General features: G+C 55.5%; 16 protein-coding genes. 7 read left to right on the top strand and 9 right to left on the bottom strand.

The window, feature by feature from the left end; translation table 11 throughout:
- The first annotated feature begins 181 nt into the window (after positions 1–181).
- Entirely contained in the window at positions 182–724 is a 543-nt protein-coding gene (locus ABJK56_RS09850) for a hypothetical protein (RefSeq protein ID WP_347244495.1), read from the top strand.
- A 36-nt stretch (positions 725–760) separates the two neighbouring features.
- On the opposite strand, the gene ABJK56_RS09845 is transcribed toward ABJK56_RS09850, so the two are convergent.
- From ABJK56_RS09845 to ABJK56_RS09810, 8 genes are all read right to left on the bottom strand, one after another.
- Positions 761–1681 carry a DUF6263 family protein gene (locus tag ABJK56_RS09845; RefSeq protein ID WP_347244494.1) on the bottom strand — a complete coding sequence of 307 codons (921 nt, stop codon included), beginning with the start codon at positions 1679–1681 and terminating at the stop codon, positions 761–763.
- 367 nt (positions 1682–2048) lie between these two features.
- Positions 2049–2906, bottom strand: a complete 858-nt coding sequence (locus tag ABJK56_RS09840) for an NAD(+)/NADH kinase (RefSeq protein WP_347244493.1) — start codon at positions 2904–2906, stop codon at positions 2049–2051.
- A 59-nt stretch (positions 2907–2965) separates the two neighbouring features.
- Positions 2966–4873 carry a 1-deoxy-D-xylulose-5-phosphate synthase gene (dxs, locus tag ABJK56_RS09835; protein WP_347244492.1) on the bottom strand — a complete coding sequence of 636 codons (1908 nt, stop codon included), beginning with the start codon at positions 4871–4873 and terminating at the stop codon, positions 2966–2968.
- A complete protein-coding gene (locus ABJK56_RS09830) occupies positions 4873–5784 on the bottom strand; it encodes a polyprenyl synthetase family protein (RefSeq protein WP_347244491.1) in 912 nt (303 codons plus the stop codon). Before ABJK56_RS09830 ends, dxs begins: the two co-directional genes overlap by 1 nt.
- Positions 5785–5844: 60 nt before the next feature.
- Positions 5845–6252 (bottom strand): exodeoxyribonuclease VII small subunit, encoded by a 408-nt coding sequence (xseB, locus tag ABJK56_RS09825; RefSeq protein WP_347244490.1) that lies wholly within the window; start codon positions 6250–6252, stop codon positions 5845–5847.
- A 7-nt stretch (positions 6253–6259) separates the two neighbouring features.
- On the bottom strand, positions 6260–7807 hold the full coding sequence (gene guaA, locus ABJK56_RS09820) for a glutamine-hydrolyzing GMP synthase (protein WP_347244489.1): 1548 nt from the start codon (positions 7805–7807) through the stop codon (positions 6260–6262).
- A 287-nt stretch (positions 7808–8094) separates the two neighbouring features.
- Positions 8095–9384 (bottom strand): phosphopyruvate hydratase, encoded by a 1290-nt coding sequence (gene eno, locus ABJK56_RS09815; RefSeq protein ID WP_347244488.1) that lies wholly within the window; start codon positions 9382–9384, stop codon positions 8095–8097.
- A gap of 361 nt (positions 9385–9745) precedes the next feature.
- The gene (locus ABJK56_RS09810; protein ID WP_347244487.1) at positions 9746–10225 is read right to left on the bottom strand and encodes a HEAT repeat domain-containing protein; all 480 of its coding nucleotides are present in this window, start codon (positions 10223–10225) and stop codon (positions 9746–9748) included.
- An 830-nt stretch (positions 10226–11055) separates the two neighbouring features.
- On the opposite strand from ABJK56_RS09810, the gene ABJK56_RS09805 reads away from it, so the two are divergent.
- From ABJK56_RS09805 to ABJK56_RS09780, 6 genes are all read left to right on the top strand, one after another.
- A complete protein-coding gene (locus ABJK56_RS09805) occupies positions 11056–11565 on the top strand; it encodes a hypothetical protein (RefSeq protein WP_347244486.1) in 510 nt (169 codons plus the stop codon).
- 121 nt (positions 11566–11686) lie between these two features.
- Positions 11687–13090, top strand: coding sequence for an SPFH domain-containing protein (locus ABJK56_RS09800; protein WP_347244485.1), 1404 nt, complete (start codon positions 11687–11689; stop codon positions 13088–13090).
- Positions 13091–13126: 36 nt separating this feature from the next.
- Positions 13127–14296, top strand: coding sequence for a DUF1570 domain-containing protein (locus ABJK56_RS09795; protein ID WP_347244484.1), 1170 nt, complete (start codon positions 13127–13129; stop codon positions 14294–14296).
- Positions 14297–14489: 193 nt separating this feature from the next.
- Positions 14490–15827: a Gfo/Idh/MocA family oxidoreductase gene (locus ABJK56_RS09790; RefSeq protein ID WP_347244483.1), complete on the top strand. Its 1338-nt coding sequence runs from the start codon at positions 14490–14492 to the stop codon at positions 15825–15827.
- Positions 15828–16021: 194 nt separating this feature from the next.
- Positions 16022–17491 (top strand): pectate lyase, encoded by a 1470-nt coding sequence (locus tag ABJK56_RS09785; protein WP_347244482.1) that lies wholly within the window; start codon positions 16022–16024, stop codon positions 17489–17491.
- 118 nt (positions 17492–17609) lie between these two features.
- Positions 17610–19496 (top strand): sulfatase-like hydrolase/transferase, encoded by a 1887-nt coding sequence (locus ABJK56_RS09780; protein ID WP_347244481.1) that lies wholly within the window; start codon positions 17610–17612, stop codon positions 19494–19496.
- A 750-nt stretch (positions 19497–20246) separates the two neighbouring features.
- On the opposite strand, the gene ABJK56_RS09775 is transcribed toward ABJK56_RS09780, so the two are convergent.
- Positions 20247–21632 (bottom strand): Gfo/Idh/MocA family oxidoreductase, encoded by a 1386-nt coding sequence (locus ABJK56_RS09775; protein WP_347244480.1) that lies wholly within the window; start codon positions 21630–21632, stop codon positions 20247–20249.
- Positions 21633–21806: the final 174 nt, after the last annotated feature.

Genomic DNA, 21806 nt, shown 5'->3' with positions numbered 1-21806 from the left:
CGGCAATTGCGAGGAACCGGTGGAGGACGATCCAGTCAACTTTCCGAATAGGTTGTTTCGTATCCCATTTGGATTGGCAACAATAGAAGCGAAGGACAGGTTACAAAGTGTTTGTCGCTGTGTTGAAGTTCAAATTCTGCGTGAAGATCGCGAATTCTCGTTGGCAAGGCTGGGACTCCACATGAACCTGAACTGGATTGTCGACGATCCCACTCCTGTGGTGCTCATGATTGTGATCGTAGAGGCGATTCTCGGCCTTTTCTTTATTGCTACCGTTCAGAAGCCGTTTTTGTGGGGTATGGGAGGCGCAGCCGCCGTGCTCGGTCTGGTGCTTCTGGCCGACTATCTCGTAATAACCGACCGAGAAGCCGTGGAGCAAACGATTCGTGATGGCGTGTCCGCGCTCCGCGAAAACGATCTGGACCGCGTTCTGACCTTTCTGTCTCCCTCCGCTGTAAAAACACGGGAGCGAGCAATTTGGGCGATGAATCTCGTCCGTTTCACCGGAATCCACATTTCTGATCTAAAAATCGAAGTCCACCCCCGCTCGAATCCTCCCACGGCAGAAGCCCGCTTCTTCGCAGTTTTTCGTTATGAATTTCGTGAAAAAACCGCGGAACAGGTTTACGAGGTGTACGCCGCTAGGTTCACCGTCATCTTTGAAAAGGTCAATAACCGGTGGCTTCTCACTGACCACTATGAGTATGAAGCCGCGAGGCTGTAGGGTGCCGTGATCGACGGGGTATGAAGCTTGATTTTTTTAGCGATCGAGTTGTTGGGTGGATGTGGCACGTTCGGCGACCTTGTCGACGAGGAAATCCTCAGTGAAGCGCGTGCGGTAGTGAAAGCTGCTTGCCGGACCCTGAAACCCAACCACCTGGCGATCTACTTCGATTTGCTGGGAAAGAATGTGTCCAGCCGCGACATCGAACTTGATGGTGCCTTCGCTTAATCGCTGGACGAGCTGAACTTCCACTTCGGGGTCGTCGATCGGTGTGAGCACCTGGGTTTTTACGTCAATCGTGGCCACGTCATTCTTCACTGAGACAAGTGTGAACTTCTGCTGAACCTTGACTTTCTTGACGGTTCCATTGCGCAGCGGGACCATAATTTCATCCGGAAAAGTCCACGACTCACCAACGGCGACGGGCTCCTCCGGGAATGGGACCGTCAGGTAACCGTGGGTCTGGAAGGCATCGGGTTCCAATTGTTCCCTTTCGAGGACGTGGCCCCGAGTATCGAGGGTAATCCTGGCGAGCGGCTTGCCCACCGTCTTGGCGACATCCTCGAATCCCAGGGGCGGATCCTGCTTCTCACGAGTCGAATATCGCACCTCGGGACGTCCCCCTATGCGATGCGTCATATCCACGTCGTCCACTTGCAATTGGAAGGTCACTGTTCCGTCTGGCCGGCGAGAAAGGACCTTCCACGTTTTGACGGACTGCGTCACTGTCTCGGCCGTTTGTTCTGTTTGGGTCACGACCGTGCGAACGCTCGCTCTGTGGACAACGCGCCAGCGGAGCTCCTCACCGGGCTGAAGGCTGTAGCGGAGGCGATAGCGACCGGGTTGAAAGCTTGATGCCTTGTCCGGCTCGTCTCCGGCGCAAAGCCTTGCGAGACCGACTACGACCAAGCAAAGCAACCAAACGCTCATTAAGACATGGCGTTTCGCAAGACTCATGATGACGTCCCTGTCACTGCGGTGGAAACGATTCATCCAAGCCCAGGCGATTCGGTTCCGCTAAGTTGTCCATGAACACCAGTTTGAAGCCACAAACGACCGACGGCCGTGATACGGACTGTCACTGTTATAGAAGGAGAACGCTCGGTCGCAAAGGTCAATTTCTTGCAATCGCAGCTTTTGGAAAGTTGGGATTTCTGCGGAAAAAGGGTAGAGTTTTTGCGGTACGGTTTGGCTACGGGAGGAAAGCGCCCCTTTGCCCACCCAAGCCGTAGAACAACGTGACCATGGGTCTATCAGGCACTTTTTGCGTGAACGGGGCGCTTCCGGCAAACTACGCGTGTTTGGCCGAAAGACGCCACGGAGGTCAGGGAATATTTGGGATGGGTGGAACACTGGAGCGGGTATGGCCTCCCCAGCCGAGCTTTTCTCGAAGCGTTCGGTAGTAACTGTGCCCCGGAGCGCTGACAAGCTGAAATCGTGGTTCGGCACGCCGAACCCGTACGCAATCTTCCCCGCGGAGGGTATCGATCGCTTGGCCATCGATGACCAACATCGTGTTGGGCTGCGGGTTGAGAACCCGGAGTTCGTACGTGCGATCGGCAGAATCGACTACCGGTCGATTAGAGAGTGTATGTGGACTGATGGGGGAAATGACCACCGCATCAAGGTCTTTACGAAGGATCGGACCACCGGCAGACAGCGAGTGAGCGGTAGAACCGACCGGGGTGGCGAGAATCAATCCATCCCCAGAGTACACCGTTGCCAGGTCGTGGTCCACCCACAGTTCCACGTCCAGCAAACTAAAAGGCGGCCCATTGAGAATCGCGACCTCGTTGAGCACCAACCATGATCCGCAGCTCTCACCATCACGCTTCAGCTCACAATGCAGCATCAGGTGATCGATGACGGGAAGTGGGCCGCGTTCGGCAAGAACCAGCAGAGCCTCCAATTCGTGCGGCGAAATATCGGCCAGAAACCCCAACCGGCCGAGATTCACGGCAATGACGGGGAGCTGCCGGTTGCCCATCTGTCGAGCCGCCCGCAGAATTGAACCGTCGCCACCGAAGACGATGGCAAAGTCCGCCTGGTATTGCGACAGGTCAACCTCACCCGTCAGGTCGATGACCAGAATTTCCGCATGACGTTCGATCGTCGATTTGAGGCGGTTGACCTCCCGCACGACGTCCGGCCGCCCCCCATATCCAAGGATGATCACTTTCATAGCGGAATCTCTCGCCGGAGAACAGGTTGAGGGCTCGACACCATTCCGCGGAGAATCAGTCAAGAAAAAGCTCTCCGGTGACAGCGTCGTTCTGCCGCCTGTCGGCAAGCCCGGGCGATTCCCTGCACGTTAAGTCCGAGGTCAGCGAGTTGCTCTCCTCGCTCGGCATGCTCCACAAAGCGGTCAGGAATACCCAATCGCTTGATATGAGACGTATTCAAGCTTGCATCGTTCGCGGCTTCCAATACCGCACTTCCAAACCCGCCCTGAAGAACACCTTCCTCCACCGTTACCACCACCGGACTTTCTTCGATCGCGGAAAGAATGGTCTCGGTGTCCAGCGGCTTTACGAATCGAGCATTGATCACGCCAAAGTCGAGCCCTTCTTGAGCCAGTTGTTCCGCAGCAGCAACACATGCGGGCAAGAGTGCCCCGCAACAGATAATAGTTCCGTCGCTCCCGGCCCGAATGCGCTCGGCTTTGCCCAAGGTTACCGGTGTGAACGGCCGCGGCACTTTTTCTGCCTTGGCTTTGGGGTAACGAATGGCGACTGGCCCATCATGCGCGAGGGCAAATTCCAGCATTGCCGGAAGATCAGCGGCATCGCCGGGGGCCATCACTGTTACATTCGGGAAAGGACGGAAATAAGCAAAATCAAACACGCCATGGTGAGTCGGGCCATCCGCGCCCACCACACCAGCCCGATCCATCATGAAAACAACAGGCAGATTTTGGAGCGACACCTCCTGGAAAAGTTGATCATACGCGCGCTGGAGAAATGTGCTGTAAATATCGACGATGGGACGGACGCCTGCCTTGGCCAAACCCGCGGCAAACCCCACCGCATGCGATTCACAAATTCCCACATCGAAATAGCGATCGGGGAATTCGTCGCGGACCGGTTCAAGCATATTCCCCTGGCACATGGCGGCCGTGATCACCACCACTCGCTTGTTCTTCCGCATCTGCTCGAGAATGGCATTCCGCGCTACTTCGGTGAACGTCACCGAGGAGCCGTTACTCTTGAAAGCGACTTCAGTGCCATTAATCCGATGGAACGGTGCAGGCGCGTGAAATGTTCGGGGATCGCGCTCGGCCGGCGGAAAGCCGCGGCCTTTCTCGGTCAATACGTGGAGGAGCACCGGCCCGGGGAACTGCTTGACCATTCGAAGGTACTTCTGAAGTTGCGCGATGTTATGCCCGTCAACAGGCCCGATGTACCGAAATCCCAGTTCCTCAAACAGCATCCCACCCAGCATTCCCGCTTTGATGGCGTCCCGGAGTTGGTCCAGCAGACGCTCCATCGACGTGCCGACCAGTGGCACCCTGGACAACAGATTGTAAATTTCGTTCTTTATGCCGGAATAGAGTGGGGCCATCCGCAGCCGGTCGAGGTATTCAGCAATACCGCCAACCCGCTGGCAAATGGACATCCGATTGTCATTAAGGACGACAATGAGCGGCTTTTTGAGCCATCCCGCGTGGTTCATGGCCTCGGACACGATTCCGGAGGGAAACGCCCCATCGCCAATGACGGCCACGACATGGCGATGTTCTTCCGGCCGAACCAGATCATCGCCACATTTGAGACCGACAGCCGTGGAAATGCTGCATCCCGCATGACCGGTCATGAACAGATCGTAGGGGCTTTCCGCCGGGTTGGGATAGCCCATCAAACCACCCTTGGTCCGAATGGTGTGAAAGCGATCGAACCGTCCCGTGATCATTTTGTGGGGATACACCTGATGGCCGGTATCCCAAATAAGACGATCTCGAGAAAAGTCAAAGACGGTATGTAGCGCAAGCGTCAGCTCCACGACACCAAGATTGGAGGCAAAATGGGCGGATCGTGTGCCGAGGAGTTGGCACATCGTCTCGCGAATTTCGCCAGCCAGTTCCTGCAGTTCCTCCAAACTGAGCGATTGAAGATCCCGAGGCGACTTGATGCGGTTGAGAATCTTAACCATCAGTGTTTCCGGGTCCCCACAAAAAAGGCCAGCGCCACGAGATGGCGACCATCAATCGGTAAACGCCCCAAGACCTCGGCAGCCCGAGAAAGGAGCTGGCCAACCATCTCGCGGCTTTTCTCGATCCCCAAGAAACGTGGGAATGTCAATTTTTTCTGGGCGTCGTCTTTTTTCAAGCGTTTCCCTACCAATTTTTCATCACCTTCGAGATCGAGCAAGTCGTCCGTGATTTGGAAAGCGAGCCCCAGTGCCCTGCCGTATTCGCGCAATCCGCGCAAAACCTCCTCCGTAGCTTCTGCCACGGTTCCCCCTAACATGAGGGATGCTTCTATCAAAGCCCCCGTTTTTCGCCGATGAATAGACTCAAGCAAATCGAGCGAACCGTCTGACTCCGCCGCCAGAATGTCGTCTGCCTGTCCTCCAACCAATTGGCACGGCCCCGCAGCCTCCGCCAGCAACCTGCAGCATTCCGCCGCCAAATGGGGGGGATGGATGTCCTTTGCCAAAGTCTCAAATGCAAGTGTCAAAAGCGCATCACCAGCAAGGATTGCCGTCGCCTCGCCAAACTTGCGATGACACGTGGGCTGACCCCGGCGCAAATCGTCGTTATCCATGGCCGGCAAATCGTCATGAATGAGTGAATAAGCATGAATCATTTCGACGGCGCAGGCCGCTGGTAACGCGCGATCCCATTCCTTCCCGCACGCCTCTGTGCTGAGGAGCACCAAAAGTGGCCGAAATCTTTTCCCGGGCGACAGAAGACTGTATCGAATGGCTTCTTTGAGTCGGGGAGGACATCCTTCCGGAAAATCGGTGCGACGCGCTAGCTCGGCATCTATTCGCTGCCGCATTTCCTCCAGATGGGAGGCAGTTTCCTGCCAGTTGTAAGAAGGAATTTTTACATGGGACATAATAGAGAAACTTCCCGCGGGAAAAACGCCAAGATTTTACGTCCGCTGCTTCCACACCACTCAGCTTTCCTGCTCCTTCGCGCCCCGCCTTCGACTTCGTTTTTCCCGTTTTTCTTCCAGGGACATTTCCTCTTCCACAAACGGTTTTGTGATGGGCGTTCCGTTTTCGTCTATTCCGGTGAGGATTTCAATCCGCTGTTCAGCACGAGTCAAAAGTTCTCGGCATCGCCTGATCAGCCGAATACCTTTCTCGTATGCGCGAAGAGCGGCATCGAGTCCCAGATTACCCCGCTCGAGTTGTTCGACCACCCGTTCCAACTCTGTCATCGCCTCCTCGAAAGAGAGGTTTTCCTCCGCGCCCTGGGGATAGTCTCCACCCTGAGAGGCCCTGGCCATCGTTGAGCCCTTGCTCTCTGCTGGTTGGTGTGCTGCCTCGTTACCGGAGGGATCGCCCGTTGAGGGAAACATCGCGGAATCACTCCCATTCGATCGTTGCCGGAGGCTTCGAGCTTATATCGTACACCACGCGATTAATGCCGGGAACCTCATTAATGATACGTGTGGAAATCCGGCCCAAAAGGTCGTAGGGCAAACGTGACCAGTCGGCTGTCATAAAGTCCTCGGTATCGACCGCCCGAACGGCGATGACCTCCTCATACGTCCGGGCATCGCCCATGACCCCTACAGTCTGCACCGGCAGAAGGACGGCGAAGGCCTGCGCTGTTTTGCGGTACCAGCCCGCTTTTTTGATCTCCTCCACGACGATCGCGTCCGCCTGACGAAGGATTTCCAGTCGCTCTTTGGTCACCGCGCCAAGACATCGCACCGCCAGACCAGGACCAGGGAACGGATGCCGCCAAACGATTTCCTCCGGCAAGCCCAATTGGAGGCCGAGTTGCCGAACCTCGTCCTTGAAAAGATTGCGGAGCGGCTCGATCAGTTCAAACTGGAGATCCTGCGGGAGCCCGCCGACGTTGTGATGGAGTTTGATCGTGGCGGCCGGACCGTCACGCAGGCCACCGCTTTCGATCACGTCAGGATAGAGCGTGCCTTGGGCAAGAAACCTCGCCCGGGGAATCTTGGCTGCTTCCTCGGCGAAACAGTCGATAAACACCCGCCCAATGATCTTGCGCTTTTCCTGAGGATCGGTTACCCCGGCCAGCGCGGTCAGAAACCGCTCTTCCGCACGGACAACGTGGAGGTCTGTCTTGAAGTGTTTGGTGAACTCCTCGATAACGGATTCGATCTCCCCTCGCCGCATGAGGCCGTTATCGACCAGAATGCACGCCGTTTGGTCGCCTATAGCTCGAGATAGGAGGGCCGCCGTCACAGAAGAATCCACACCCCCGGATAGTCCACAGATGACACGATCACTGCCCACCCGTTGGCGAATTTCCGCGATCGTTTCTTCAGCAAAATCCGTAAGCTTCCATGTTCCCTGACAGCCGCAGACACGTTTCACAAAGTTCGCCAGAATCTGTGACCCGTACGAGGTGTGCGTTACTTCCGGATGAAACTGGAGTCCGTAAATCGGCCGGCGGCGATGCTTGACGGCCGCCAATGGACAACTATCGGTGGAGGCCAGAACGGTAAATTCTTCAGATATGGCGGTCACCTGGTCACCGTGACTCATCCATACCTGAAACTCGTTTGGTAATCCTTCAAACAGTTCATTGGGTTCCCGGATACGGCATACAGCCGGGCCATATTCGCGCCCCCTTAGACTTTCCACTTTACCCCCCAGACTCTGACAGACGAGTTGCATTCCGTAACAAATTCCCAAAATGGGCAGGTTCATTTGAAAAAGGTCGGGATCACAGCGGGGGCTGTCGTTCCAATGAACGCTGGCTGGACCCCCCGAAAAGATCAAACCACGGGGTCCGATCTCCTGCACTCTTTCTGCGGGAATATCGTGCCGGACTATGGCCGCATACACGTTTTGCTCGCGGACGCGCCGCGCGATGAGCTGCGCATACTGAGAGCCAAAATCGAGAACCAGAATTTTTTCGTCAGTGACGCTCATCGTATTTTGTTAACACCGCAGTGAAAAACTCGAGTAACTTGCTTTGTTGCTTTCTCATTAGAGCACTGAGGGCCCAACAGCCATTGCTTTGCCTTGCCATTTCAGAAGTTCGGTACTCCTAACCAATTCGCCAACCGGAAAACGAAGCAAGGCGCTCCGTGCGGAACGCCTTGGATTTCGTTACGCTCGCCGGTCCGCGAAGGACTTCCTTAAGCAGGGATCGAAACTTTGGGAGCTCCCGTCGCCGGTCCTAACTGTTGACACACAGCCGCCGTGACGCGGAAGAACTACTTATTCCTGCGGGGAAACAACTTTCCACCGTAAATGGCCCCCGAACCGAGTTCCTCTTCAATCCGCAGTAACTGATTGTACTTGGCAATCCGGTCAGTTCGGGACGCAGATCCCGTCTTGATTTGCGCCGATCCCGTGGCGACGGCGAGGTCAGCAATGGTGGTGTCCTCTGTCTCGCCGCTCCGATGGCTGATAACGAACGTGTAACCTGCCCGACGGGCCATGTCGATGCATTCCAGTGTCTCTGTCAGCGTACCGATTTGGTTGAGCTTGATGAGGATGCTGTTCGCGACGCCCGATTCGATTCCCTTTTGAAAGATCTTGGTGTTGGTGACAAACACATCATCGCCGACGAGCTGGACCTTCTGTCCCAGCCGCTCGGTGAGAAGGGCCCAGCCGTCCCAGTCGTCTTCGGCGCAGGCGTCTTCAATGGAGCAGATAGAGTACTTTTCAATCCAAGAATCCAGCATCTCGATGACCGCCTGAGCGGACATCTCTTTGCCACCAATCTTGTAGACACCCTTTTTCCCCTCCACGGCCAACTCACTCGCCGCGATGTCCAGAGCGATGAACACCTGCTTGCCGAGTTCGTATCCGGCCTTTTCAATCGCCTCACGAATGCACTCCAGGGCCTCCTCGTTGCTCTTCAGATCAGGAGCGAAGCCACCCTCGTCACCGACATTGGTTGATAAATTGCGGGCTTTGAGGACCTTTCGCAAGTTGTGGAATATTTCGCAGCCACAGCGGATTGCATCCTGGAAGCTGTCAAAGCCCAGCGGCATGACCATGAACTCCTGAATATCGACGTCGTTGTCCGCGTGGGCGCCTCCATTCAGGATATTCATCATCGGCGCCGGAAGAATCCGCGCTCCCACACCTCCGAGGTACCGATAGAGGGGAAGATTACAAAATTGAGCCGCGGCCTTGGCGACCGCCAGGGAGACCCCCAGCATGGCATTTGCACCCAGTTGGCTCTTGTTCTCGGTGCCGTCGAGTTCGATCATCAATTTGTCGATGGCGGCCTGGTCCAGGGCGTCCATGCCACAAATTTCGTCGGCCAGCTTCTCATTGATGTTCCGAACCGCCTGGGTAACCCCCTTGCCGAGGTACCGAGTACTGTCGCCATCGCGGAGTTCCAGCGCCTCCCGGGTTCCCGTGCTCGCTCCGCTGGGGACCGCCGCCCGACCGAACGAGCCGTCCTCGAGGAGCACATCCACCTCGACCGTCGGGTTCCCGCGACTATCCAGAATTTGCCGACCAACAATGTCAATAATTGTGGAGCTCATCGTTCCATCCTCTCTTGCGACTTAGGACACTCGTTCGAAAGCTTTTTCTGGGACCTCCCGGTGGCTTTCTCTCCGGAAACCACTCCCTTCCAGCAATCGTCTGACTTTCCGTGGAATGCCGACCAACAGAACCCTCCATCGCGACTGCTGGACTCGCCTCCCCTACCGCGGAGTTAAAACACTTATTGTGATGCAAAACGGCCAGGACGACCAGTCAGGGCGTTCCATACATCAGGAGGATCACGCAAATTCTCAATAAGGCCAGACCCGCAATCGGAGGACTTTTTGCCAGACCGAATTGACAAAGTGATCAGTAAGTTAATTGCTTCGGGGAGTTCCCGACACACAGCACAACGGGTCGTCAGTACCTTGGAGAAGTTTTTTCTGCCAACGCAGGCTGGCCGTCTTCGGCTGAAGAGTTGCTGTTAACGTAAGCTTCCCACTGTTTGAAGTCCAAACCGAAGTCCTTGCCGGTGATTTGTTTGAGAGATTGCACCGCAAGGTATTGGATAGCGGGATCGCGATTGCGAAGCAGTTTGGCCAGAACCTGACGCGCGTGGGGGTCTGGCAATTTGCCCAGGGCCTTGATGGCTGCCTGGCGAACATCCTGATCCGTGTCGTTCAGGGCCAGTTCAGCGAGCACCTCTGTTGCGGAACCAGGCGGACTTTTGGCGAGCAAATGACATAATTGAATCCGTACGCTTGGGTCGTCGTCGCTCTTGGCACGCCCCACAAGCGTCGCGGTCGGCGGCATGTTCAACTGCCCCATAAGACGGAGAATCTCCGCCCTCAGCTGCGGGTCATCCTCCGCAAAAAAAGCTTCCTCCAGTTGCCGGGCCACGTTGGTTTTATCCCTGGGACTTGTCGCGCTTTTGACCAATTTTTGCCAGCTTTGGAGCTTATCTCGGGGGGCGACGATTCCTGGAGGTAGCGGAATATCCTGCGACGTCTTCTTTTTTCGCAAGAAGCTGTCCGAGCTGCCACAACCCGCTGCCAGCACAAGTACGATGCAGACTCCACCGAGCAAACGGTACCTTGGCCACCGCGGCCGCACCGACCCACGCGGCCTGTCAAAGCTCCTCAGATGTGTTTCCGATATGGATCGCAAGATCGACATGAACGTTTCCGCCAAAGCGTGGAGTCACACGTTCCACCAGTGCCGGGGAGAATCGTTAGACAACCTGGATAGCCAAAGGCGCCAGCGTCCTTCCAGACACTTTCTCACCTGACTTGCGGATGCTTTCTCTATCAGCACTCGCGAAATACCCGAAAGGACGCTCCGAAGACGCCTCTCGCGAAACGGCTTCCCAAATTACCGTCGGAGAAAATTACTCAATTCTGTTCAGTTTGCCAAGATTCATTTTGCTTACTCTTTGACAGCAGAAGCCACACCGCGTCGATGTGGGCAGTGCTGCACTGAACTGCCTCACTGGTCTCCGGACCTTCGGAAACCTGTTCGGACAGACTGGAGCCCTGGTGGAAAACGGATCAGGATTCCGGAGAGTGTCGCGAAATTGCCGGCAACTATTCGCCCTTCATGAGGGGATGTGATATGATAACGGGTGGTGATGGCCATCCCCGGCGCATGTTCCTGAAGACGGTCTCGACCTGGGGCTGCTTGTCGCGGGGTGGTTTATGGTCCATTGGGTGCAAAGCGAAGGAGCAATTGTCATGATTGAACCCGCCGACCATACAAAGAAACGGAATTGGGTCGAGACCATTCTCAGGTACGTGCCGGGATTTCGCGGATATCTGGAGAAAGAGTACCGGCGAGAAAGTGACAATCTCCAGCGCGAGTGGTTGGCAGGGCGCCTGGAGCGAGGAAAGCGGGCCATCGATAACTTGATGGGATTGCTTGCCGAGGGCGGCCACGTGGACCAGCTCGCCAAGCTGGATCAGGTCCGCAGCCGGATCGATCATCTCATCGCGCGGGTTCGGGGGGCTATGGAAGGCTATAGTGGTTTCTTCGACCTTGTCAAAATAGACGAAGCGGTACTCGATCGAGTCTACGAGTATGATGTCTCCCTTGCAGAGAAAGTGGAGGGTCTTGCCGCGGCCATCGAACGACTGCCCAAATGCCCCTCTGATTTGTCATGCGCGATCGATGAGGTCGTTGCTTCGCTGGAAGAGTTCCATCGCCTTTGGGATGCGCGGGAAGAAATCCTTACCGGTCTGCGGTGATACGGACAGCTTTTCCGTGCGTCCACGCACCGAATTCCGGGAAAGAAAAGGGATGGGGGTTAGCGCGAGGTTGGCGGGGCGGCTTTGTCATATCGAAGGAATTGGCTGAGGAGGCTGTTTGATGGGCGTACGTCTGGAAGTGATCCAATTCTTTGACGACACCAACCGTTCGCTGATTCAGCGAATTCCTCCCGAGGGATCGGCGGACATCAAATTGGGAGCACAGCTCATTGTTTATGAAAACCAGGAGGCGGTCTTTTTCCGCGACGGCAAAGCCCTCGACCGGTTTGGGCCCGGACGTTATACCCTCACGACGGCCAATGTCCCCTTGATCACGCGACTGCTCACAATTCCGTGGGAGAAATCCCCTTTTCAGTGTTCCGTGTATTTCGTGGGTAAGCAGACGTTTTTGGATCAGAAATGGGGGACCCGCCAACCTATTGTCTATCGTGACCCGCAGCTCGGAATGGTCCGTTTGCGGAGTTTCGGCAAATTCTCGTTCAGGGTGAGGGACTCTGTCGTTCTCATTAACACGCTTGTTGGGACGCAAGGGAAATACACAACCGAGGAAGCCACCAGTTTTTTGAAAGATCTGATCGTCGCTCGCCTCACCGATTTTCTAGGGACACTCAACATCAGCATACTTGATCTTCCCTCGCGGTATGACGAACTGGCGGCTGGGGCGAGAGCCAAAGTGGCAGAAGATTTCGCCAAGTACGGACTGGAAATTGTGGACTTTTTTATTAACGCCATAACTCCGCCCGAAGAAGTGCAACGCATGATCGATGCCCGCAGTGGCATGGGGGCCATTGGAAATCTGGACGCCTATTTAAAGTTCCAAATTGCCCAGAGTCTGGGAAAACTGGCTGAGGGACACGGCGAGGGCAGTAGCGCCATGGGAATGGGCTATGGCGCTGGATTTGGCATGATGTTACCAGCCATGATCCGCGAGGCGGTTAGGGAGAGCGCCGTGTTCCCGGGGCCTGGTGCAGCGCCTTCGGTCGCACCCGTTTCGGCACCGCCAGGTTCGTCCCCGGCTGCCAGTCCCGGGGGCGCTCCGGTGATTGCGGGAGACGCACAGACGGTTCAGCAACAAGAGAAAGGTGCGGCTGAGGCCACCAGCGACCCCATCGCGTTGGTCCGGGAATTTGCATCTCGGTCCGGTTATCAGGTGGAAGAGACGGCGAGCAAACTAAAGGTGCTTGTCCCTGTGGGAAATTTCCGCAAGCAAATTGTCTGGTGTGGGGTGGATCAATCACAGGCTGCCGGTGAGAGGGTGATACGTTTCTGGTCGGTATGTGGGCCGGCTACAGAAAAAAATGCCGTGACCCTTTTGCGATTCAATGCCCGATTGGCCATCGGAGCCTTTGCGTTCGACAAGCTGGACGGTCAGGAAGTCATCATCCTCCAGACCACTGTTCCGGCCGCGACGATGACGATTTTCGATGTCGCCCGCATACTACCGGCTCTCGCATGGCAGGCCGATCGGGTGGAGGAACAATTAGGCGGGGAGGATATTTATTAGAGGCTCCTTCCATTTTTCAGGATGGGTGCTCACTTGATGAGTGTGGCAACACGTATCTTTCAGCAAACCACCTTTTCGAAAGTTGCTCCCTGGTGGCTTGTTGTGATCTTCTTGCTGGCACTGGGGAGTTTTTCCACTATCGGCTATTCGCTGGACATCGTGCAAATCAAGGAGGGAGAGAACGTCCTCACACACCGTGGTCGAATTCTTGTGCAGGCTGTGGATGGCGGAGTCCTCTTATTGACGCCGGAAGGCCGTTTGCTTCCTTTGGCACCGGCTGAGATCGTCTCTGTTTCCCGCGATTCTGTGGAGTTCAAAGCAGCGCCTTCGGAAGACGTCGCTCGTTGGTGGCTGACGCAACTGCCTGCAGGGTTCGAAGTTTATCAAACTGCCCATTATGTGGTTTTACATAATACTTCTCGCGATTATGCCCGCTGGTGTGCCAGTCTTCTGGAGCGACTGTATGCCGGCTTTACCGCATACTTCACCAATAAAGGGGTTACTATTGAGAAACCGGAGTTTCCTCTTGTGGTGATCATCTTTTCGTCTCGGGACCAGTATGTGACCCACTGTCGCGCTGAAGTGGGTGACGGGATCGAGAAGATTCAGGGCCACTACAACCTCGTTACGAACGTCGTGACGATGTACGACCTGACCGGGAGCGGTGGGACCGCGACGGCAGCGCAGATCTCCCGATTCGTGCAGAACCCGAACGTGCAGCAAAGTATTGCCACGGTTGTGCATGAGGCGACTCATCAACTGGCCAACAATTGTGGAATCACGTGCCGCTGGACCGATACGCCGCAGTGGGTGGCCGAGGGGCTGGCCATGTTCTTTGAGACGCCTGATTTGAGAAGCGCCCGCGGTTGGGCGACGGTGGGGGCGGTTAATCAATCGCGGCTGGACCGTTTTCGCAGTTATCTTTCCAGACGGCCAGATGATTCGCTAGTGACGCTCATTCGCGACAATGCGCGCTTCCAGAACACAGAAACCGCCTTGGACGCCTACGCGGAAGCGTGGGCATTAACGTATTTCTTACTCCAACAGAAACGAAGCGCTTTTTTGGAATATCTCAAGCGGTTGAGAGAAAAGCCGCCCCTGGTTTATCATTCCCCAGAAGAAAGAATTCGCGAGTTCACGGAAATCTTCGGGGACGTTGACGACCTGAACGCTCAGCTTCTTCGCTTCGTGTCTCGCCTTCGTTGATTTCTCTGATCGGACTGACCAAAACACAGCCGCATGCTTGTTCCTGAAAGGGGTTCCAAATAAGATAAGAGGCGAATTTGGGGATGGAATTTGCCTCCCACCCAGAGTCTTTGACGTATCCGTGGAAGCATTGTATTGTGATTCCCCACAAACGCAGAAGTGTCGATTCCAGTCTGGAAGAAAGGAGCTCGCCATGGCACATCCACAGCAAGCAAGCTGCGTGACGACGAAGCCGTCTGCCCCCTCTCGAAGAGATTTTCTTAAAACGACCGGGTTGGTGACAGGAGCCGCATTGACCGGTATCTCGATTGCTCGAATGGCCCATGCTGCTGGAGAAGATCCGATTTTGAAGATCGCCCTCATTGGATGCGGCGGACGCGGCACCGGGGCGGCTGCCGATGCCCTCGAGGCAGATCCGAGAACGGTTCTGGTGGCCATGGCTGATGCGTTTGAAGACCGTTTGAAGAGTAGCCTTGAGGCTTTGAAAAAGCAGTTTCCCGATCGCGTCGAAGTGACTCCCGAAACTTCTTTTGTCGGTTTCGATGCTTATAAAAGCGCTATTAATGCGGGCGTGGACGTGGTTCTTCTGTGTGAGCCGCCCCATTTCCGCCCCATTCATCTCAAAGCGGCGGTAGAAGCTGGAAAGCATGTCTTCGCTGAGAAGCCTGTGGCAGTGGATGCCGCCGGTTATCGTTCCGTCCTTGAAAGCACGGAACTGGCACGACAGAAAGGGCTCTGTATTGTATCGGGTCTGTGCTGGCGCTACCATCGGGCGACTGTCGAAACCGTCAAGCGCATTCAGGACGGAGCGGTGGGTGAGATCATCGCGATTCAGGAAACATATAACACCGGACACATCGGTGGGCGTGATCGCGATCCCAATTTGACAGAAATGCAATTCCAGTTACGAAACTGGTATTGCTTCACCTGGCTCTCTGGCGATCACAATGTCGAACAGCATATTCATAGCCTGGATAAGGCGCTCTGGGTGATGCACGACGAGCCGCCCGCCGTAGCCTGGGGAATGGGAGGACGCCAGGTCAGGACGGAAATGCCACGCTACGGCAATATCTACGACCACCATGCGGTCTGCTATGAATACCCCAACGGAGTTCGCGTGTATTCCTATTGCCGTCAGCACGCCAATTGCTGGAACGACACAACAGATCATGTCTTTGGCACGAAAGGCCGGGCGATCATTCTCAATCAATGGCGAATCGACGGAGAACAGTCCTGGAAGTACCAGGGCGAAAGTCCCAATATGTATGTCGAAGAACACCGCGCACTCTTCTCAGCAATCCGCAAGGGTGAGCCGATCAATAACGGCGTATACATGGCGCGCAGCACAATGATGGCCATTATGGGGCGGATGGCCACGTACACAGGACAGAGAATCACCTGGGAAGAGGCGATCAATTCCAAGGAGGTGCTTGCTCCGTCGGCGTACACGTGGGACGCAACTCCGCCCATCGTTCCAGACGAGAACGGACGCTATCCCGTGGCGATTCCAGGGATCACCAAGTTTGTATAAGGGTCTCCGTCGGCCGGCGAATGACGGGAAACACCCAAGCAGCCGGGGTCAGGGATCGGAGCCCTCGCCCCGGCTGTGACTTTGCAGTTTGAGCCTGACGTATCCAACGGCGTTGCAGGCGTCAAAGGCTATCGATGCCGCAAAAACTAAAAACTTTAACAAAGGTGTCGGCGAGAAATTGGGGGAGGAAAGCCGTGCGACGTCGTGAATTCTGTCAGCGGATAGGAATTGCCATTGGGGGGTATGCCTTTTTCGGGCAAACTCCCGCATTTGAACCCGAACAACAGAATCCAGCCCTTCGCGGAAAAGCCCATGATGCCCTTGTGCGGGCGGTCCGATTCTTCGATGAGAAAGTTTCGGTGGAAGGGGGCTATGTTTGGGCGTATTCCGAAGATTTACGCTTCCGGGAAGGGGAAGGCCCTGCTTCTCCGTCTACGGCTTGGGTCCAACCACCGGGGACTCCGAGCGTCGGAATGGCGCTCCTCAATGCGTATCGACTGACGCAAGAGTCGATATGTCTTCAAGCGGCCACCCGCACGGCCCACGCACTTGTGAAAGGCCAGCTCGTTTCCGGAGGTTGGGATTATCGAATCGAGTTTTCGCCCGACGCCCGGAGGAGTTACCGTTACCGTCAGCCGCCAGCAGGTGGCGAGAAAGCACGCAATATGTCGACGCTGGACGATGATACAACACAGTCGGCGCTACGGTTCCTCATCGAGTTCGACCGCACAACCGGGATGGCCGATAGACAGGTGCATGAGGCTGTTCTTTATGGGCTGAATTCGCTCCTGGCGGTGCAGCGTCCTAATGGAGGCTGGCCACAGCGATTCAGTGCCCCGCCGCGCCTTGAAGACTATCCGGACGTATCTGCCTCCTATCCCGAGGACTGGCCGCGCCAGTGGCCTGGCACTCCCTACTACGATTGTTACACCCTCAACGACAATGCCCATAACGACGCCCTTAAAACAGTGCTTCTGGCCTGGCGGGTTTACGGAGACGAACAATATCGCATGGCTGCCCGTCGGGCGGCGGAGTTCCTGCTGAAAGCCCAGATGCCAGACCCCCAACCTGCTTGGGCCCAGCAATACGACCCGCAAATGCGTCCGTGCTGGGCACGTAAGTTCGAACCCCCGGCCATATCCGGCGGCGAATCGCAGGGCGTTTTGCGGACACTCATTTTGGCGTTTCACGAGCTTGCCGAGCCACGATTTCTCGATCCTATTCCCCGAGCTCTTGCCTATCTGGAGCAGTCCGCGCTGCCAGATGGAAGATTGGCCCGATTTTACGAATTGAAAACGAATCGGCCACTCTATTTCACGCGTGATTATCAATTAACATACAGTGACGCCGATCTTCCGACGCACTATGGTTTTAAAATAGATAATCATGTTGGGACTATTCGGCAGCTTTATGAACATGCCCGTCGGATGGGGCCACAGCCGCTACTAAGATTGGAACTTCCATTCCCTACTCTCCCTTCTACCCTGGTGCACGCTGTGGAACGCGTGCTGAAAGGAATTGATGAACAGGGACGTTGGGTCGAAATAGGGAATCTCAAAACAAGCGGAAAAGCCGCAACGGGGAGTCGGATCATCACTACGCGAACTTTCATCCGAAATATTGGTGTGTTGGCTCAGTATCTTGCAGCCACACGAAAAGAATAATCGCCCATATTATCGGGGGAACGAGCCTCAAAAAGAGCAGTATGTGAGTACTAAGATGGTTCTGGAAGGACTGTTTATCTAGCGATTGATCGTGCTCGGTGGGGAGGAGTCCGTCATCATGAGACGTCAGCAAACTCTTGTTTTATCAATCGGAGTACTGGTCGTTGGATTGGGCATGTGTGCGGCCACAACTTTGGCATTTGACGCTGCGCCCCGACCGAATATCGTGTGGCTGACCACAGAGGACAACGCTGCATGCTGGTATCGGCTCTATAACCCGGCAGGGGCACCGATGCCCAACGTGGAACGATTGGCGAAAGAAGGAATCGTTTTTAATAACGTCTATTCGTGTTCGCCTGTCTGTTCGCCGGCCCGAAGTACCGTTATCTCCGGCTGCCACGCACCGCGGTTGGGTGCACAGTGGCACAGGAAAATCTTGCCAGCGAAGCTTCCTCCGGGCCTGCATATGTTTCCCTGGTACCTGCGCCAAGCCGGGTATTATACGACAAATAACAGCAAAGAGGACTACAATTTTGCCCCTTCCGAGAAGATAGATGTCTGGGACGAATCTTCACCGCGGGCCAGCTATCGTCACCGCCGTCCCGGTCAGCCCTTTTTTCACGTACAAAACTTTGGCGGAACACACGAAAGTCAGTTATTCCCCAATAAAGACAATTCCGAACTGGAAACGGATCCCAACTCCGTAGTTTTATTTCCCTACCATCCGGATACGCCGCTTTTCAGAAACAAATATGCGCATTATTTGGATCTGCATCGCGAAGTCGATCGGCAGATCGGCGACTTTATTCGGCAGCTTGAAAAGGACGGAGTAATCGATGATACGTTCGTCTTCCAATTTGGTGATAACGGCGGCGTGTTGCCGGGGAGCAAGGGGTACGCCCGGGAGGACGGATTGCACGTTGCTTTGATTGTTTATGTTCCCAAAAACTGGCAACATTGGGTGCCTGTGCCGCGTGGCTCGCGGGTCGACGGAGTGATTCAATTCGTTGATTTGGCTCCGACGGTGCTCAATCTCGTGGGAGTGCCAATCCCGGAGGGAATGGACGGCAAGCCATTTCTAGGGCCGGGCGTGACATTCGCAGAACTCAACCAGCGGAACCAGGCCTTCGGTTATGCCGATCGTTTTGATGAGAAATATGACCTCGTCCGTTTTTTGCGAAAGGGAAAATATACGTACTGGCGAAATTATCAACCTTTCAACTTTGATGGTCTCTATAACGAATATCGCTATAAGCAGGCTGCTTATCGGGAATGGTGGGACCTGTATCGGAAGGGGCAACTCAACGAGGTGCAAAAAACCTTTTTCGAGCCGAAATTGCCCGAGTGTCTTTTTGATATTGAAAAAGACCCCCATGAAACCGTCAATCTGGCGAATGATCCGCAGTACGCCCAGGTCCTTGCAGATTTGCGACGAACGATGCACGATTGGGTCACTGGATTGCCAGATCTCGGCTTTATTCCCGAGCCAATCTTTGTTCGAGAAAGCCAGGGTGATGGTTATTCGTACGGCCAGCGGAATAAGCAGCGCATTGCCAGACTAGTCGAAATCGCCGACTGGCAGCTTCGGCCGTTCGCGGAGGTTGCTCCGATGTTGGAAAGAGCATTGCAAGCCGACGATCCTTTACAGCGGTACTGGGCGGTCATCACATGCAGTGCGTTCGGCAAGGAAGCGCGTGCGTTTGCTGCAACCATCCGCAGAATGGCGGTAAGCGATCCGGATCGGTTGGTGCGGGCGCGGGCGGCCGAGTTTTTGGGGCTGGCGGGCGAGGAAGATCCGCGACCATTCCTGACGGATATCCTTAAGCAGACTGAGGATCCTGTGGAGGCCAACCTGATTTTGAACACGGTTGTGCTTCTCAAGGATGGGCCGCCCCGGCTGGAGTTTGATCTCACGCCTTTGCGTTCGGCAGTCTGGTTTAATGCACCAGGGGAAGTAGCACGCCGGGTCAGATATATGATGGGCGAACGAGAAGAAAATGAGTAGCAGGTTTCGGGGGCAAACAGGGGAAAACACGCTCATTTGGCGGGCAGATTCCGCGATTTCCAGGCGGCGGATTCTATTGCTTCGCAGGCTGACGCTCTCAGCATCAATCGCGCAACGCATCGCGTGGTGGTTTCGCAACAGTGTGCACATCCGGCACTAATCAGGAGATCGGGACTGGATGGCATAAAACTCTGGCAAACAGGGCCTTCCCCAATACGGTCGAAGGCCGCTTTGATGTCGGTGGCGGGAGCACTTCACCCCCGGGGAATGTTACTCGGCGGCTTGACAGAAACCCAGATTGTTTGAGTCGAGCTTGCGTGCAACGTGATCCGCCAAGCATTAAGCCGTGTCGCTGGCTGACTTTTGTCTAGGAGATGGGAACTCGGGTTAAAAAATCGTCGCCAGGGCACTTGATGACGATGTGCAGCGGGTGGCGATGGGCCTCAAACCGTCGCGTCGAGCGAATGAACAGCCGTCAGCCGACCGGAGTTCCAGACTGTGATCACATTCTGGTGATTGGCGGAGATGCGATGCTGCGTGAACTGGCAGCGTGAAGGTTGCACTTACCCCGCTGATCAAGACGGCCAGGAAAAGGATGGTTATCTTGCGCCAATTCGGAACCGGGCGAGGACAAGCGGTGTCTCCAAACAGGACGACGGAACGCGCTGTTACTCAAAAGATACTCACAAACCCGAACTCAAACGTGTTGTTGTCTCTGTGCACGACTTTCCAATAATTGGAGAGAGTCCATCACAGCGTCCATCCCTTGCGGTAAGTCGGACGAAGGAGCGCATCCGCTTCATCATTTCCCACGATACGGCAGGCGACGGGATCGTATTCCAGCGGCTCGTTGAATCGACCAGCCACGTTGGCCGCCAAAAGCAGTTCAATGACAGGACCTGTGTGATCGAAGTTGGAAAACGGCTGGCCTGTGCTGCGACACGCGTCCAGCCATTCGTATTCGTGCCCCCTTACCCTCGGATAACGCTTGGGTGGCTCCGTTTGCTCGGGAAACTTCTCCAAGGGTAGAATCTGACACACTGAATTGTGTGCATTCGTATGGACAATCCCTTTTTCTCCCACGAGGAGGGTGCCGGAACGGGGCGTCCAGCTTTTGTCCTTCCACTCCAGATCTCGACCCGCAATCTCCTCAAGTTTTGTCCAGACGCCCTGCCGTCGCAGTTCATCCTCGTTGGCGTTGTACCAGTGGATGATCGCCGGAGGCTGAGAAGATCGGGCGGGAAGATAAAACCGTACGAACTGCCAGCGAGGGAAGCCGTGAGGAGCTTTCTCAGGAATCTCGCTTTCAATCCGGATTCGCTTGGCAGAGCTTGCAGGAGGATCCCATAATTCGCGTAGTTTCAATGCCTTAAAGGCAAGGTTAAGTGAGTGCGAACCACCTCCGCCCAGGCACCCGGTGCCAAAATCCCACCATCCACCCCAACCCGAAACATACTCCGGATGATAGGGGCGTTCCGCCGCGGGTCCCAACCAGAGCTCCCAGTTCAAATGTGCGGGAACCGGTGGTTGATCCTTCGGGGGAGTTCGTGCCCCACTTCCTCCGAATACGAACCATACGTGGACCTCCCGGATGTCCCCAATGATGCCATCTTCCAGTAGTTCCAGGGTACGGCGGAACGAATCGGTTGCCATCCCCTGATTGCCCATCTGGGTGGCTACTCGCTTCTGATTGGCCAGCTCGCGCAATACTCGGGCTTCGCGAACGTCGTGACTGATGGGCTTTTCACAATAGACGTGCTTGTTGAGATGAAGCGCAGCCGCCGTGATAACCGCATGCGTGTGGTCCGGCGTCGCAACGACCACCGCATCGATCTGGCTGCTCTTTTCATCGAACATTCTTCTGAAATCCTGATACGAAGTAGCGCCCGGCAGTTTTGCGGCGAGCTTTCCTAGCTGTTCCGTGTTGGCGTCACACAATGCAACGAGCTTCGCTCCGATTCGGGCGAAGGTGGGTGCAAGGTAGCTTCCCCGTTTGCCAAGCCCCACTGCGGCGTAGGCTACTTTTTCATTCGCCTCATAGGAGAAAACCGCTCTACTAGAGGGCAAAATGCACCAGGCAGTACCGGTGGCGAGCGACTGTTTGAGCCACCTGCGGCGAGTGATTCGGCGGGCCATGAGTCAATCTCCCGGCTCCAGAGCGATGCATACATCGCGCGAGTGGAAGCCGTCTCCCGACAGCTCGTGACACGCTTCGAGGCCTTGGTTGGTCTGCCGTTAGTATAACCGCCTCTGTCCGGCAAGCAATGCTCGAAAGCCGGCGCCGGGTGTGATAGCTTGGCGTGGCAGTGC

This window comes from Thermogutta sp. (assembly GCF_039793925.1).
GTDB lineage: Bacteria > Planctomycetota > Planctomycetia > Pirellulales > Thermoguttaceae > Thermogutta.
Note: the sequence above shows the minus strand (reverse complement) of the source record. Positions and strands in the feature narration are given on the sequence as shown.

Bases quoted from the DNA above. Each gene is read 5' to 3' on its own strand.
- ABJK56_RS09775 (WP_347244480.1), bottom strand. From the start codon at position 21,632: ATGGCCCGCCGAATCACTCGCCGCAGGTGGCTCAAACAGTCGCTCGCC.
- ABJK56_RS09800 (WP_347244485.1), top strand. From the start codon at position 11,687: ATGGGCGTACGTCTGGAAGTGATCCAATTCTTTGACGACACCAACCGT.
- ABJK56_RS09790 (WP_347244483.1), top strand. From the start codon at position 14,490: ATGGCACATCCACAGCAAGCAAGCTGCGTGACGACGAAGCCGTCTGCC.
- eno (WP_347244488.1), bottom strand. From the start codon at position 9,384: ATGAGCTCCACAATTATTGACATTGTTGGTCGGCAAATTCTGGATAGT.
- ABJK56_RS09805 (WP_347244486.1), top strand. From the start codon at position 11,056: ATGATTGAACCCGCCGACCATACAAAGAAACGGAATTGGGTCGAGACC.
- xseB (WP_347244490.1), bottom strand. From the start codon at position 6,252: ATGTTTCCCTCAACGGGCGATCCCTCCGGTAACGAGGCAGCACACCAA.
- ABJK56_RS09840 (WP_347244493.1), bottom strand. From the start codon at position 2,906: ATGAAAGTGATCATCCTTGGATATGGGGGGCGGCCGGACGTCGTGCGG.
- guaA (WP_347244489.1), bottom strand. From the start codon at position 7,807: ATGAGCGTCACTGACGAAAAAATTCTGGTTCTCGATTTTGGCTCTCAG.
- dxs (WP_347244492.1), bottom strand. From the start codon at position 4,873: ATGGTTAAGATTCTCAACCGCATCAAGTCGCCTCGGGATCTTCAATCG.
- ABJK56_RS09830 (WP_347244491.1), bottom strand. From the start codon at position 5,784: ATGTCCCATGTAAAAATTCCTTCTTACAACTGGCAGGAAACTGCCTCC.
- ABJK56_RS09795 (WP_347244484.1), top strand. From the start codon at position 13,127: ATGAGTGTGGCAACACGTATCTTTCAGCAAACCACCTTTTCGAAAGTT.
- ABJK56_RS09780 (WP_347244481.1), top strand. From the start codon at position 17,610: ATGAGACGTCAGCAAACTCTTGTTTTATCAATCGGAGTACTGGTCGTT.
- ABJK56_RS09850 (WP_347244495.1), top strand. From the start codon at position 182: ATGAACCTGAACTGGATTGTCGACGATCCCACTCCTGTGGTGCTCATG.
- ABJK56_RS09845 (WP_347244494.1), bottom strand. From the start codon at position 1,681: ATGAGTCTTGCGAAACGCCATGTCTTAATGAGCGTTTGGTTGCTTTGC.